The sequence below is a fragment of the Longimicrobiaceae bacterium genome, from assembly GCA_035936415.1.
Taxonomy (GTDB): domain Bacteria; phylum Gemmatimonadota; class Gemmatimonadetes; order Longimicrobiales; family Longimicrobiaceae; genus JAFAYN01.
Genome location: DASYWD010000015.1, coordinates 1 through 13,092, shown reverse-complemented (window position 1 = coordinate 13,092; position 13,092 = coordinate 1). Strand labels below are relative to the sequence as shown.

The window sequence follows — 13,092 nt, the reverse complement described above, 5'->3', positions numbered from 1 at the left end:
ACGCATCATCGCGACGAACCGAGCGAATGGCATCCACGCAGAAGAAACGGCTGGTGGTGGTGGAGTCCCCCACCAAGGCGAAGACGATCCGGAGCTTCCTCCCGCCCGGGTACCAGGTCGCCGCCTCCATGGGGCACGTGCGCGACCTCCCGGAGTCCGCGAGCGAGATCCCCCCTTCGCTGAAGGGGAAGGACTGGGCGCGGCTTGGGGTGGACGTGGAGCACGACTTCGAGCCGCTCTACGTGGTCCCCGCCTCCAAGAAGAAGGTGGTCGCCGAGCTCAGGTCGCTCCTCCGGGGGGTGGACGAGCTGGTGGTCGCCACCGACGAGGACCGCGAGGGGGAGAGCATCGGCTGGCACCTGGTGCAGGTGCTCAGCCCGCGCGTCCCCATCTCCCGCATCGTCTTCCACGAGATCACCCCGGAGGCGATCCGCGACGCGATACGCTCCCCCCGGCAGATCGACGAGGACGTGGTGCGGGCGCAGGAGACGCGGCGCATCCTGGACCGGCTGGTGGGCTACACCCTCTCGCCGCTCCTCTGGAAGAAGATCGCCGGGGGGCTCTCCGCGGGGCGCGTGCAGTCCGTGGCCGTGCGGCTCCTGGTGCAGCGCGAGCGGGAGCGGCGCGCCTTCCGCTCCGGGACGTACTGGGACCTGAAGGCGACGCTGCAGAAGGAGGCGGTCGCCTTCGGGGCGACGATGGTGGCGCTCCGCGGCAAGCGCCTGGCCACGGGGAAGGACTTCGACGAGAGCACCGGGAAGCTGCGCGCCGACCGCGACGTGGTCCTCCTGGGCGAGGCGGAGGCCCGCGCGCTGCGCGAGCGCCTCCTGGACGTGCCCTGGCAGGTGATCGACACGGAGGAGAAGCCGACCGTCCGGCGCCCCTCCGCGCCCTTCACCACCTCCACGCTGCAGCAGGAGGCGAACCGGAAGCTCCGCCTTTCCTCGCGCGACACCATGCGGATCGCGCAGCGGCTGTACGAGGAAGGGTACATCACCTACATGCGGACCGACTCGGTGCACCTCTCCGAGCAGGCCATCAAGGCCGCGCGCGGCCGGATCCGCTCCAGCTACGGCGAGGCGTACCTGAGCCCCCAGCCGCGGCAGTTCACGACCAAGAGCAAGGGCGCCCAGGAGGCCCACGAGGCCATCCGCCCCGCCGGGACGGAGATGAGGACGGTCGAAGAGCTGCGGCTCACCGGCCAGGAGGCGCGCCTGTACGACCTGATCTGGAAGCGCACCGTCGCCAGCCAGATGGCGGACGCTCGCCTCACCTACCTCACGGTGCAGATCCAGGCCGACGACGCCACCTTCCGCGCCTCCGGCCGCCGCATCGAGTTCCCGGGCTTCTTCCGGGCGTACGTGGAGGGGTCGGACGACCCGGACGCGGCGCTGGAGGACCGGGAGGAGCCGCTCCCGGCGCTCCGCGAGGGCGACGCGCTGCGGCTGCGCGAGCTGGAGGCGCTGGGGCACGAGACGCAGCCCCCCGCCCGCTACACCGAGGCCACGCTGGTGAAGACGCTGGAGGCGGAGGGGATCGGCCGCCCCAGCACCTACGCCAGCATCATCGGCACCATCGTGGACCGGGGGTACGCGGAGCGGAAGGAGAACCAGCTCATCCCCACCTTCACCGCCTTCGCGGTCACGGAGCTGCTGGAGCGGAACTTTCCCACGCTGGTGGACACCCGCTTCACCGCCCGGATGGAGGAGCAGCTCGACGAGATCGCAGAGGGCGAGGCGGAGTGGCTCCCCTACCTCCGCGAGTTCTTCAGCGGCCCCGAGGGGCTGGAGGAGAAGGTGCGCGAGGGGGCGGAGCGCATCGACCCGCGGGAGGCCTCCACGGTGCACCTGCAGGACCTCCCGGCGCGCGTGCGGATCGGCAGGTTCGGGCCCTTCGTGGAGGTGGGCGACGGCGACGCGGCCGTCACCGCCAGCATCCCGGACGGCGTCGCCCCCGCCGACCTCTCCGGCGCGCAGGTGGAGTCGCTGGTCCGCGCCAAGACCGAGGGACCCGAGAGCCTGGGGCGCCACCCGGAGAGCGGCGAGCCCATCTTCGTGATGAACGGGCGCTTCGGCCCGTACGTGCAGCTGGGCGAGGCCACGGACGAGAACCCCAAGCCCAAGCGCGCCTCGCTCCCCAAGGGGATGAGCCCGGAGCAGGCGACGCTGGAGCTGGCCGTGCGTCTCCTCGCCCTCCCGCGTGACCTGGGCACCCACCCGGAGAGCGGGAAGCCGGTGCAGGCCAACGTGGGGCGGTTCGGGCCGTACGTGGTTCACGAGGGCGACTTCCGCTCCATCCCCAAGGGCGAGGACGTGTACACCATCGGCCTGGAGCGCGCGCTGGAGATCCTGGCGCAGCCCAAGGCCGGCAGGCGCACCGCCGCCGCCCCGCTGCGGGAGCTGGGGCCGCACCCGGAGGACGGCGCGCCCGTGGTCATCATGGAGGGCCGCTACGGGCCCTACGTGAAGCACGGGTCCACGAACGCATCGCTCCCCAAGGGTGTAGAGGTGGACGAGGTGCTGATGGAGCAGGCCGTGGAGCTGCTCCGGGAGCGCGCCGCCGCCGCGGGGAAGAAGGGCGGCCGGGCCGCCAAGGGCGCCTCCGGGCCGGCGAAGAAGACCGCCCGGAAGTCCACCACGAAGAAGTCGGCGGTGGCGAAGTCCGCCGCGAAGAAGACGCCGGCGAAGAAGACGACCCGCCGGCCCAGGAAGTCGTAGCGAGCAGTCCAGAGGGAGGAGCGCGGATGGCGAAGGTAACGGTGGTCGGAGGCGGGCTCTCGGGCTCGGAGGCGGCGTACCAGCTCGCGGAGCGCGGGCACGAGGTGACGCTGCACGAGATGCGGCCGGTGCGCGGCACCCCCGCGCACCAGACGGAGCTGCTGGGGGAGATCGTCTGCTCCAACACCTTCAAGTCGGAGGACCCGCAGAACGCGCACGGCCTCCTGAAGCTGGAGATGGACGCCCTCGGCGCGGGCGGCTCGCTCCTGCTGGCGTGCGCCCGCGAGTCGCGCATCCCCGGCGGGACCGCCCTCACCGTGGACCGGCGCGAGTTCGCGGAGCGGATGACCGCCGCCGTCCAGGGCCACCCGCGCATCGCCGTGGTCCGCGACGAGGTCCGCGAGCTCCCGGAGGGGCCGGCCATCGTCGCCACCGGCCCGCTCACCTCCGACGCGCTCTCGGAGTCCATCCGTGCCGCGCTGGGCGACGAGGGGCTGGCGTTCTTCGACGCCATCGCCCCCGTGATCTCCGCCGACTCCATCGACCGCGACGTGGTGTTCAGCGCCTCGCGCTGGGGGAAGGGCGAGGCGGAGGAGGGCGACTACCTCAACTGCCCCATGACCAAGGAGCAGTACGAGGCGTTCATCGAGGCGCTCCGGGGTGGCGAGGAGCACGCGGGCCACGACTGGGAGAACGTCCCCTACTTCGAGGGGTGCCTCCCCATCGAGGTCATGGCGCACCGCGGCACGGACACCCTCCGCTTCGGCCCCATGAAGCCGGTGGGCCTCCCGGTGCCGCAGTGGGACGGGAAGCGCGCCTGGGCCGTGGTGCAGCTCCGCCGGGAGGACCGGGCCGGGAACCTGTGGAACATGGTGGGCTTCCAGACGCGGCTCCGCATCCCCGAGCAGAAGCGGATCTTCCGGATGATCCCGGGGCTGGAGGAGGCGGAGTTCCTGCGCTGGGGCTCCATCCACCGGAACACGTACCTGAACTTCCCCGCGCGCCTCTCCGCCCACGGCTCGCTGCGCGACCGCCCGGAGCTGGTCTTCGCCGGGCAGATCACGGGCGTGGAGGGGTACACCGAGTCCACCGCCACGGGGATCCTGGCGGCCGTCAACCTGGACCGCATCGTCCGCGGGCTGGAGCCGGCCGTCCCGCCGCCCACCACCATGATGGGCGGGCTGCTGCGCTACCTGCGCGACTCGGACCCCAGGCACTTCGCGCCGATGAACTCCAACTTCGGCCTGCTGGACCCGCTGGAGGAGCAGGTGAAGGACAAGGCCCGCAAGCGCGCGATGCTCGCCGAGCGCGCGCAGGCCGACTTCGCCGCCTGGATGGAGCGCAGCGGGATCGAGGTCCCGGCCGGGGCGGCGCGGTGACGGAGCGGCACAGGAGGAAGAAGGCGCCCCCCGCCCCCGCCCGGGAGGACGCTCGGACCGAGGAGACCGCCGCGCCCCGCCCGAGGGACGAGGCGGTCGCCGCTTTCCTGCGCTACGTGGAGAGCGAGCGGCAGCTTTCCCCGCGGACGCTGCGCGCCTACACGGGCGACCTGCGCGAGTTCGAGGCCTTCCTGACGGCGTACTACGGCACGCCGGACTGGACCTGGGGCGGGATCGACCGGCTGACCATCCGCTCCTTCATGGGCGACTGCGTGTCGCGCCGCGGACTCGCCAAGCGCTCCGTGGCCCGGAAGATCTCCGCCGTGCGCTCGTTCTTCCGCTTCCTGCACGTGGAGGGAGCCCTGGAAGCGAACCCCGCGCGCGCCGTGCGCTCGCCCAAGCGGGACCGCACGCTCCCGGGCTTCCTGACGCCGGAGCAGATGGAGACGGTGATCGCCTACGCCGAGGCCCGCGCCGACTCCGGCGGCCTCCTCCCCCTGCGCGACCTGGCGATCGTGGAGCTGTTCTACGGCACCGGGATGCGCCTCTCCGAGCTGCAGGGGCTGAACCTGGGCGACCTGGACCTGGTGTCGGAGCGGGTGCGGGTGATGGGGAAGGGGAGGAAGGAGCGGATCGTCCCCCTGGGGCGGATGGCGATCGCCGCGGCGCGCCGCTACCTGGCCGCCCGCGAGGAGCGGACGCAGGACACCCCGGGCGCCGACCCGCGCGCCGTGTTCGTGAGCCAGACGGGGAGGCGCCTGTCCGTGCGCCGCATCCAGATGATCGTGACCAACCTCCTTGACGGCGTGTCCGAGGACTCCGGCCTGTCCACGCACTCGCTGCGGCACACCTTCGCCACGCACCTGGTGGACGCCGGCGCGGACCTGGTGGCCGTCAAGGAGCTGCTGGGTCACGCGAGCCTGAGCACGACGCAGATCTACACGCACACCTCGCGGGAGCGGCTGAAGGCCGTGTACCGGCAGGCGCACCCGCGGGCCTAGTCCTACGAGAGAGAACGACGACGCGAATGTCGATACCCACTTTCCACGCCACGACCATCCTCGCCGTCCGCCGCGACGGCCGGCTCGCGCTGGGCGGCGACGGCCAGGTCACCATGGGCGACACCGTGATGAAGGGGTCCGCCCAGAAGGTCCGCAAGCTCCGCGACGGGAAGGTCCTGGCGGGGTTCGCGGGGTCGGTGGCGGACGCCTTCACCCTCTTCGAGAAGTTCGAGGAGAAGCTGGAGCGCTACCCCGGGAACCTCTCCCGGGCGGCGGTGGAGCTGGCAAAGGACTGGCGCTCCGACCGCTACCTGCGGCGGCTGGAGGCGCTCCTGGCCGTCGGCGACCGGGAGAACATGTTCCTCCTCTCCGGGAACGGGGACGTGATCGCGCCCGACGACGACATCGTCGCCATCGGCTCCGGGGGCTCGTTCGCCCTGGCGGCGGCGCGGGCGCTCAAGGAGCACTCCCCGCTCCCGGCCGCGGAGGTCGTGCGGCGCGGCCTGGAGATCGCGGGGGACATCTGCATCTACACCAACCGGAACATCACCGTCCTCGAGCTGGAGGACTGACCGGCGCTCCCGCGGCGATGGCCCCGGGATCCGCGCAGAGGACCGACGGAGATGAGCGAAGAAGCGAAGCAGGACACCGCGCCGGAGACGCAGCAGGAGCAGCTCTGGCTGGACGAGATGACCCCGCGGCAGATCGTCGCGGAGCTGGACAAGTACATCGTGGGGCAGGAGGCCGCCAAGAAGTCGGTCGCCATCGCCCTGCGCAACCGCTGGCGCCGCCAGCGCGTGGGCGAGGACCTGCGGGACGAGATCGTCCCCAACAACATCGTCATGATCGGCCCCACCGGGGTGGGGAAGACGGAGATCGCGCGGCGGCTGGCCCGCCTCGCGGGGGCCCCCTTCGTGAAGGTGGAGGCCTCCAAGTTCACCGAGGTGGGCTACGTGGGGCGCGACGTGGAGTCCATGATCCGCGACCTGGTGGACATGGCGATCAACATGGTCCGCACCGAGCGCGAGGACGAGGTGCAGGAGGTCGCGGAGCAGCGGGTGGAGGAGCGGATCCTCGACCTCCTCCTCCCGCCCGTGGGCGACGGCGGGAAGCCGGGCTCCTCCCCCGCGGCGACGCTGGAGGAGCGCTTCCGGGCCTTCGTGGTCTCTCCCGCGGGGCAGGTGGAGGACCGCCGCGCGGCGGAGGAGGCGAAGGCGTCCCCGGCCGCGGAGGGTGAGGACCGGGAGATGAAGGAGCGGCGCGAGCGGACGCGCGAGAAGTTCCGGCAGCTCCTGCGCGACGAGAAGCTGGAGGACCGCGAGGTGGAGGTGGAGGTCCAGCAGAGCTTCCCGATGGAGAACATGATGGTGCCGCTGGGCGGGGGCGGGGAGGGGATGGACAACTTCTCCGAGATGCTGCAGGAGTTCCTCCCCAAGCGCACCAAGCGGCGCCAGGTCACGGTGGCGGAGGCGCGCCGCATCCTCCTCCAGGACGAGCTGGACAAGCTGGTCAACATGGACGAGGTGGTGGACGAGGCGCTGGAGCGCTCGGAGCAGATGGGGATCGTCTTCCTGGACGAGATCGACAAGATCGCCGGGGACCGGAGCGGCGTCGCGGGGCCGGACGTGTCGCGCGAGGGGGTGCAGCGCGACCTCCTCCCCATCGTGGAGGGGTCCACCGTGCAGACCAAGTACGGGATGGTCCGCACCGACCACATGCTCTTCATCGCGGCCGGGGCCTTCCACGTCTCCAAGCCCTCGGACCTGATCCCGGAGCTGCAGGGGCGCTTCCCCATCCGGGTGGAGCTGAACAACCTCACCGAGCGCGACTTCGTCCGCATCCTCCGCGAGCCGAAGAACGCCCTCCTCACCCAGTACGGGGCCCTGGTCGCGGCGGACGGGGCCTCGCTGGAGTTCACCGACGACGGCGTGGAGGCCATCGCCCGGACCGCGGCCACGGTCAACGACCGGATGGAGAACATCGGCGCCCGGCGGCTGCACACCGTGCTCACCACGCTGCTGGAGGACATCCTCTTCGACCTCCCGGACGCCGCCGAGAAGCAGATCGTGATCGACGCCGGGACGGTGCGCTCCCGGCTCAAGGCCATCGTGGAGGACGAGGACCTGCGGAAGTACATTCTCTAGGCGGTAACCCCTTACCGGAGGGGGGCCTCCGGACCCAAAGACGACGCCCCCGCCGGGATCTCCCGGCGGGGGCGTCGTGTCGCACTTCGCAGTGTCGTTGCAGTCTGCTCCCTGTTCGTGTCTCAGTCCGGGAACGTCACCGACTGCGCGGCCTGCTCCGTGGGAGCGGCGCCGGTGATCAGCTCCACGATCGCGGACATCTCGGACCCCATGCGGTCCAGGCGGTCCAGGACGATGCGCGAGTGGGCGTAGTCGAAGTAGGTGTTGACGGCGTCCTCGTGGCCGGGGCTCAGGTCCACGATGCGCTCGTCCATCTTGGCCCGCAGCTCGTCGCAGATCACGGAAACGGCTTTCCGGACCTGCTGCTGCTCGGCGAGCGAGGTGACGCTCAGGTCGCCGGTCAGTCGCGGGAGGAGCTGCTCGATGAGCGCGACCGCCTCCGCCGGCGCGGCGACCGCGGCTCCCGACGCCGCGTCCGGCTCCGACAGCACCATCTCGGCGCCGAAGGCGAGTGCTCTGAGCTCCTCGAAGTTGCAGTACAGGATCACGGGGCCTCCATTGATCGGGACGCCTGCCATGATTAGCAAGCGCTGGGCCAATGTTGCTACCCGGCAGGGAGACGGGTGTTTCCCGGAAACGCCCGCCGGGCGCCTGAGCTTTGCGGATGGGCCGGGCGGAATGCACGGAGGCGGAGCACCCCGCGCCGGGTGGGATTGTCTGGAAGGAGCGACAGGTGCCGTCCCGTCGCGTGGGCACCTCGATCGTATATTCGTCTGATTCCGCGGGGAGCGCAAGGCTCTCGTTCGCGCGCCGGCTACCCTCCTCCCGTGAAGCGGCGCCGCGCGTCCAGGGCGCGCTCCAGCGCTTCCTCCGGGGTGTCGGCGAGGACGGTGAGATGCCCCATCTTCCGGCCGGGGCGCCCCTCCGCCTTGCCGTACAGGTGCAGCGCGACGGCCGGGTCGCGGAGCAGCTCCACCGTCTCCGGTCGGCCGACTCCGGCGCCGACGTGGTCGCCCAGGAGGTTCGCCATCGCGGCGGGGCGGAGCAGCTCCGTGGCGCCCAGGGGGAGGCCGCACACCGCGCGGAGCTGCTGCTCGAACTGCGAGACGGCGCACGCCTCCCAGGTGTAGTGCCCGGAGTTGTGGGGACGCGGCGCCACCTCGTTGATCCGCAGCGTGCCGTCCTCCTCCAGGAACATCTCCACCCCGAGCACCCCCACCACGCCCATCCCCTCGGCCATGGCCTCGGCGATGCGCCGCGCCTCCCCCGCGACCGCGTCCGGGATGCGCGCGGGGACCACGGTGGTGTCCAGGATCCCCCGCTCGTGCACGTTCTCGCCCACGGGGAAGGAGGCCACCTCCCCCGCCTCGGTCCGGGCGCAGACGACCGACACCTCCATCCGGAACGGGACGAACGCCTCCAGGATCAGCTCCATCCCCGGGCGCATCAGCGCCGCGAAGGCGGCGTCGGCCTCGCCGGGGGCGCGGATCACGGCCTGCCCCTTCCCGTCGTACCCCCAGCGCGCCGTCTTGAGCACGGCGGGGGTGCCGATCTCCGCCAGGGCGGCGCGGAGCCCCTCCAGGGTGTCGACGGCGCGGTACTCCGCCGTGGGGAGGCCCAGGCGGCGGGCGGCGTCCTTTTCGCGGACGCGGTGCTGCGCGGTCTCCAGCACGTGCGGGCCGGGGTGGAGGCGGACGTCGTCGGGGAGGGCGCGGAGCGCTTCCACGTCGGCGTTCTCCCACTCCAGCGTGACCACGTCGGAGCGGCGCGCCAGCTCGCGGATGGCCGCCGGGTCGTCGAGCGGCGCCTGGAGGTGGCCGTCGCACACCTGCGCGGCCGGCGCGTCCGCACCCGGGTCGAGCACAAGGGTGCGGTACCCCATGCGGCGCGCCTCCAGCGCGAGCATCCGGCCGAGCTGCCCCCCGCCGACGATGCCGATCGTCGCGCCGGGGAGGACGGGGCTACGCTTCACTTCGCCTCCCCCGCCGGGGGCTCGGGGCGCAGCGCGTCCTCGGCCATGCGCTCGCGGTAGGCGTGCAGGCGCTGGCGGATCTCCGGGTCGCAACTACCCAGGATGCGGGCCGCCAGCAGTCCGGCGTTGGCCGCGCCGGCCCTGCCGATCGCCACCGTCGCCACGGGGACGCCCTTCGGCATCTGCACGATGGAAAGGAGCGAGTCCAGCCCGTTCAGCGCGGAGGAGAGGACGGGGACGCCGATCACGGGGAGGACCGTCTTGGCCGCGGTCATCCCGGGGAGGTGCGCGGCGCCCCCGGCCCCGGCGACGATCACCTCGATCCCGCGCCCCTCCGCGGCCTCCGCGTAGGCGAACATCCGGTCGGGGGTGCGGTGCGCGGAGACGACCTCCATCTCGTACGCGATCCCCAGCTCCTCCAGGACCCGTGCGGCCTCCTGCATGGTCTCCCGGTCCGAGCGGCTCCCCATGATGATCCCGACGCGCGGCTGGCTCACGAACGCTCCCCTTCCGGACGGAGTGTGGACGGCGGCGGGGCGCTCCCCCGCGAGCCGTGAACATAGGCGCGCCCCCGCGGCCCGGCAACGCGCCTTGTCAGTCCGCGGGGCCCGGCCTATGTTCCCCGCCGGAGCCCACACCCCGTCCCCAACCGGCCGCACATGGACCTTCGAGAGGCGCAGGCGCGGGTCGACGCCTACATCTCCCAGTTCAAGGAGGGGTACTTCCCCCCGCTGGTGAACCTGGCCCGCCTCACCGAGGAGGTGGGCGAGCTGGCGCGGGAGATGAACCACCGCTTCGGGCCCAAGACCAAGAAGCCCGACGAGCCGGAGGCGGACGTCGCCCTGGAGCTGGCCGACGTCCTCTTCGTCCTGGTGGTGCTCGCCAACCAGATGGGCGTGGACCTTCAGGACGCGCTGGACCGCACCATGACCAAGTACCGCGTCCGCGACGCCGACCGCTGGGAGCGCAGGGACTGACCCTCGCCGCCGGCCGCGCCTTCCCCAGGGCTCCCCGCCACTCCTCGCCGCACGCGCCATGCAGCCAGTCGTCTACATCGTCGACGATGACCCGATCCAGCTCGCGCTGCTCACCGCCCAGCTGGAGCGCTTCCGGCGCTTCAGCACCCGGGGCTTCACCTCGGCGGAGGAGGCGCTGGAGGCGGTGGAGACCGATCCGCCGGACGGGATCGTCTGCGACCTGGTGATGCCGGGGATGGACGGGGTGGAGCTGACCCGCCGCGTCCGGCAGACGTACCGCGGGATCCCGGTCATCATCGCCACGGCGCGCTCGGAGGTGGGGGACGCGGAGCGCTCCCTGGCGGCCGGGGCCACCGACTTCGTCACCAAGCCGATCGACGCGGCGGGGCTGGTGACGCGCATCGTCCGGAGCCTGGAGGAGACCCCCGCGCGCGACCTCCGCCCGGCGGCGGAGGGGGACGCCGACCCCAACCGGATCGTCGGGTCGCACCCGCTCGTGGAGGAGGTGCGCAAGTTCGTCCGCAACGTCGCGTCCGTCCCCCACGTGTCGGCCCTGCTCCTGGGGGAGTCCGGGGCGGGGAAGAGCCTGGTGGCGCGCGCCATCCACGACGCGGGGCACGGGCTCCGCTCGCGCTTCGCGGAGATCAACTGCGCCTCGCTCCCGGCGCAGGTGCTGGAGGCGGAGCTGTTCGGCTACGAGAAGGGCGCCTTCCCCGACGCGCGGCAGACCCGGAAGGGGCTGCTGGAGGTGGCCGACAGCGGCACGCTCCTCCTGGACGACGTGGCGAAGATGCCGCCCGAGGTGCAGGGGAAGCTCCTGGGGTTCCTGGAGGCGCGGAGCTTCCGGCGGCTGGGCTCCACGCGCGAGATGTCGTCCAACCTTCGGATCGTTGCCACCAGCAACGTGGACCTCTCGGCCGAGGTGGCGGCCGGGCGGTTCCGGCGCGACCTGTACTACCGCCTAAACGTGGTGTCGCACGTCCTCCCCCCCCTGCGCGACGTCCGCACGGACATCCCGGCGCTGGCCCACCACTTCGTGGTGCGCGCGGCGGGGTACTTCGGGAAGCCGGTCCCGGAGCTGGACCCGGAGGACCTGGAGCGCCTCCAGGGGTACCACTGGCCGGGGAACGCGCGGGAGCTGCGGAACCTGGTGGAGCGGTCGATGATCTTCTCGCGCGACTCGATGCTGCGGGTGAGCACCTTCGTCGGCTCGGTTGGGGCGCCGGCGTCGTCGGTGCTGCCGGTCCCCAAGGGGCTCACGCTGGACGAGGTGGAGCGGCTCTACATCGAGGCGACGCTGCGGGAGCTCGGGGGGAACGTGCAGGAGGCGGCGGCGCGGCTGGGGGTGTCGCGCAAGGTGCTCTGGCAGCGGCGCAAGCGCCACGGACTGCTGGAGGAGCGGTCCTGATCCGCTTCGGGTGTGTCGCGAGTGGTCGGCGGGGGGAGGCTCCTCCGGCGGTGCGAAACTCGCCCGGCCATCTCGGCGAGACGTGATTGCGGCGAGGGCTCACACAGACGCACCGCCTGCTGAGCCTCCCCCCGCCTCCCGATCACCTCTCCCGACTACCTGGATCCGGGATCAGGCGTCCGGCGCGACGAGGTAGGTCACGGTGAGCCGGAGCTCCGCGGGGGCGGGCTGCCCCTTCAGCTCCAGGCGGTAGGTTGCCTCCGCGGACCGGGCCGGCCCGACCTTGCCGCTCGTACCGAGCGACACGCCCCGCCCGCCGGTGAGCGGCTGGAAGGCTCCGTCGGCGCCGCGGACCTGGAAGCCGGGGGTGTCGGTGGCGCCCGCCGTGGCGGCCACCGCGACGATCCTGCTCCCGCTCCCCGCCAGCTCCAGCGGCATCGCCACCTCAACGAACTCGCCGGGCCGGTGCCGTACGGCGGAGGCCCGCGGCGCCGCCGAGAAGGCGACCGGCTCCAGGATGGTGAGCGACACCCCGACCTCCCCGGTCTGCGCCTCCAGGCCGCCCGCCGCCGCGAGGAGGATGCCGATGGCCGTGAGCGTGCTGCGCAGCATGGAAGCCTCCGTCGGAAGGGGAATCGCGTGAATCCCCTCCCAACGCGAGCGGCGGGCCGCTCTTCCTGGAGAGCCAACCTGCGCCGCGGCAACGAGTTACGCCGCAAGGCTCTGGTCCCCCGGTGTCCACGATCCGTACGGCGGCCGGCGGAAGATCCGCCAGGTGTGTATGTGGTAAGGATTTACGGGAGGTGGCCAGAAAACGGACAGCGGCACCGGGGCATGTGCACCGGTGCCGCTTCGACGTCGTGGAGTCCGGACGGCCTCGCCGGCTCAGCTCTCCGGCTTCACGAGCAGGATCGGGGGCGCTTCGACGAGCACCTCGTCGCCGGAGGCGGGGATGGTGAAGCGGACCGCCTCGGGCTCGGCGCGGGCGCCGAGGACGGCGAGCGAGGACGCGGCGACCCGGACCTCGTACTCCCCCGGGCGGAGCCGCCCCAGGTAGTACTCGCCGTCGCTGAAGGTGGGGACGCGCTGCACCGCGCCGGTCGAGAGGGCGGTGATCTCCACCGTGACCCCGCCGGCCGTGGGGACCCCGTCCCCGGCGACGAGGAGTCCCGCCAACTCGCGGGTGCGGAGCAGCGGGAAGTCCACCCGGGTGTAGAGGTGCGGGGACGGCCGCAGGAGCACGGCGGGCGTGGCGGGGACCCAGGAGGGGTCGGGGAGCGTGGTGGTGTCCACCCGCACCGGGACCACCTCGTAGGGGAGGACCGACCAGGTGTCGTACCGCCCCGTATCGTCGGTCCGGGTGCGGAGCCCGCCCACCCCCACCCACACGCCGGCCACCGCGGGCTCGTCCGGGCCCCGCGCGCCGTCGCCGTCCAGGTCTTCGAACACGGTGCCGGCCACCCCCGCCAGCCCCATGCCGCCGTAGGGGAGCGG

The 13,092-nt window shown here is 72.4% G+C and carries 12 protein-coding genes; 7 read left to right on the top strand and 5 right to left on the bottom strand.

What is annotated here, in order from left to right; translation table 11 throughout:
- Positions 1–26: 26 nt before the first annotated feature.
- From topA to hslU, 5 genes are read left to right on the top strand one after another with little or no spacing between them, the layout of a single operon-like run.
- Positions 27–2,717: a type I DNA topoisomerase gene (topA, locus tag VGR37_00560; GenBank protein HEV2145885.1), complete on the top strand. Its 2,691-nt coding sequence runs from the start codon at positions 27–29 to the stop codon at positions 2,715–2,717.
- Positions 2,718–2,743: 26 nt separating this feature from the next.
- Positions 2,744–4,096, top strand: coding sequence for a methylenetetrahydrofolate--tRNA-(uracil(54)-C(5))-methyltransferase (FADH(2)-oxidizing) TrmFO (trmFO, locus tag VGR37_00555; GenBank protein HEV2145884.1), 1,353 nt, complete (start codon positions 2,744–2,746; stop codon positions 4,094–4,096).
- Positions 4,093–5,097 carry a tyrosine recombinase XerC gene (locus VGR37_00550; protein HEV2145883.1) on the top strand — a complete coding sequence of 335 codons (1,005 nt, stop codon included), beginning with the start codon at positions 4,093–4,095 and terminating at the stop codon, positions 5,095–5,097. Before trmFO ends, VGR37_00550 begins: the two co-directional genes overlap by 4 nt.
- 26 nt (positions 5,098–5,123) lie before the next feature.
- Positions 5,124–5,669 carry an ATP-dependent protease subunit HslV gene (hslV, locus tag VGR37_00545; GenBank protein HEV2145882.1) on the top strand — a complete coding sequence of 182 codons (546 nt, stop codon included), beginning with the start codon at positions 5,124–5,126 and terminating at the stop codon, positions 5,667–5,669.
- Between the two features lie 51 nt (positions 5,670–5,720).
- Positions 5,721–7,241 (top strand): ATP-dependent protease ATPase subunit HslU, encoded by a 1,521-nt coding sequence (hslU, locus tag VGR37_00540; GenBank protein HEV2145881.1) that lies wholly within the window; start codon positions 5,721–5,723, stop codon positions 7,239–7,241.
- Between the two features lie 122 nt (positions 7,242–7,363).
- On the opposite strand, the gene VGR37_00535 is transcribed toward hslU, so the two are convergent.
- From VGR37_00535 to purE, 3 genes are all read right to left on the bottom strand, one after another.
- The gene (locus tag VGR37_00535; GenBank protein HEV2145880.1) at positions 7,364–7,789 is read right to left on the bottom strand and encodes a hypothetical protein; all 426 of its coding nucleotides are present in this window, start codon (positions 7,787–7,789) and stop codon (positions 7,364–7,366) included.
- A 266-nt stretch (positions 7,790–8,055) separates the two neighbouring features.
- Complete coding sequence (locus VGR37_00530; protein HEV2145879.1) at positions 8,056–9,213, bottom strand: 5-(carboxyamino)imidazole ribonucleotide synthase; 1,158 nt, start codon at positions 9,211–9,213, stop codon at positions 8,056–8,058.
- The gene (gene purE / locus VGR37_00525; GenBank protein HEV2145878.1) at positions 9,210–9,710 is read right to left on the bottom strand and encodes a 5-(carboxyamino)imidazole ribonucleotide mutase; all 501 of its coding nucleotides are present in this window, start codon (positions 9,708–9,710) and stop codon (positions 9,210–9,212) included. Before purE ends, VGR37_00530 begins: the two co-directional genes overlap by 4 nt.
- Positions 9,711–9,872: 162 nt before the next feature.
- On the opposite strand from purE, the gene VGR37_00520 reads away from it, so the two are divergent.
- Together VGR37_00520 and VGR37_00515 are read left to right on the top strand one after the other, a co-directional pair.
- Positions 9,873–10,190 carry a nucleotide pyrophosphohydrolase gene (locus tag VGR37_00520; protein ID HEV2145877.1) on the top strand — a complete coding sequence of 106 codons (318 nt, stop codon included), beginning with the start codon at positions 9,873–9,875 and terminating at the stop codon, positions 10,188–10,190.
- Positions 10,191–10,248: 58 nt separating this feature from the next.
- On the top strand, positions 10,249–11,598 hold the full coding sequence (locus tag VGR37_00515) for a sigma-54 dependent transcriptional regulator (protein ID HEV2145876.1): 1,350 nt from the start codon (positions 10,249–10,251) through the stop codon (positions 11,596–11,598).
- A gap of 171 nt (positions 11,599–11,769) precedes the next feature.
- On the opposite strand, the gene VGR37_00510 is transcribed toward VGR37_00515, so the two are convergent.
- Both VGR37_00510 and VGR37_00505 read right to left on the bottom strand, forming a co-directional pair.
- Positions 11,770–12,210: a hypothetical protein gene (locus tag VGR37_00510; GenBank protein HEV2145875.1), complete on the bottom strand. Its 441-nt coding sequence runs from the start codon at positions 12,208–12,210 to the stop codon at positions 11,770–11,772.
- Positions 12,211–12,483: 273 nt separating this feature from the next.
- The coding region (locus tag VGR37_00505) for a carboxypeptidase-like regulatory domain-containing protein (protein HEV2145874.1) at positions 12,484–13,092 on the bottom strand (609 nt) is incomplete at its 5' end.

Excerpts from the sequence above, each read along its gene's own strand:
- topA (HEV2145885.1), top strand. The coding sequence starts at position 27 with ATGGCATCCACGCAGAAGAAACGGCTGGTGGTGGTGGAGTCCCCCACC.
- trmFO (HEV2145884.1), top strand. The coding sequence starts at position 2,744 with ATGGCGAAGGTAACGGTGGTCGGAGGCGGGCTCTCGGGCTCGGAGGCG.
- hslV (HEV2145882.1), top strand. The coding sequence starts at position 5,124 with ATGTCGATACCCACTTTCCACGCCACGACCATCCTCGCCGTCCGCCGC.
- hslU (HEV2145881.1), top strand. The coding sequence starts at position 5,721 with ATGAGCGAAGAAGCGAAGCAGGACACCGCGCCGGAGACGCAGCAGGAG.
- VGR37_00520 (HEV2145877.1), top strand. The coding sequence starts at position 9,873 with ATGGACCTTCGAGAGGCGCAGGCGCGGGTCGACGCCTACATCTCCCAG.
- VGR37_00515 (HEV2145876.1), top strand. The coding sequence starts at position 10,249 with ATGCAGCCAGTCGTCTACATCGTCGACGATGACCCGATCCAGCTCGCG.
- VGR37_00510 (HEV2145875.1), bottom strand. The coding sequence starts at position 12,210 with ATGCTGCGCAGCACGCTCACGGCCATCGGCATCCTCCTCGCGGCGGCG.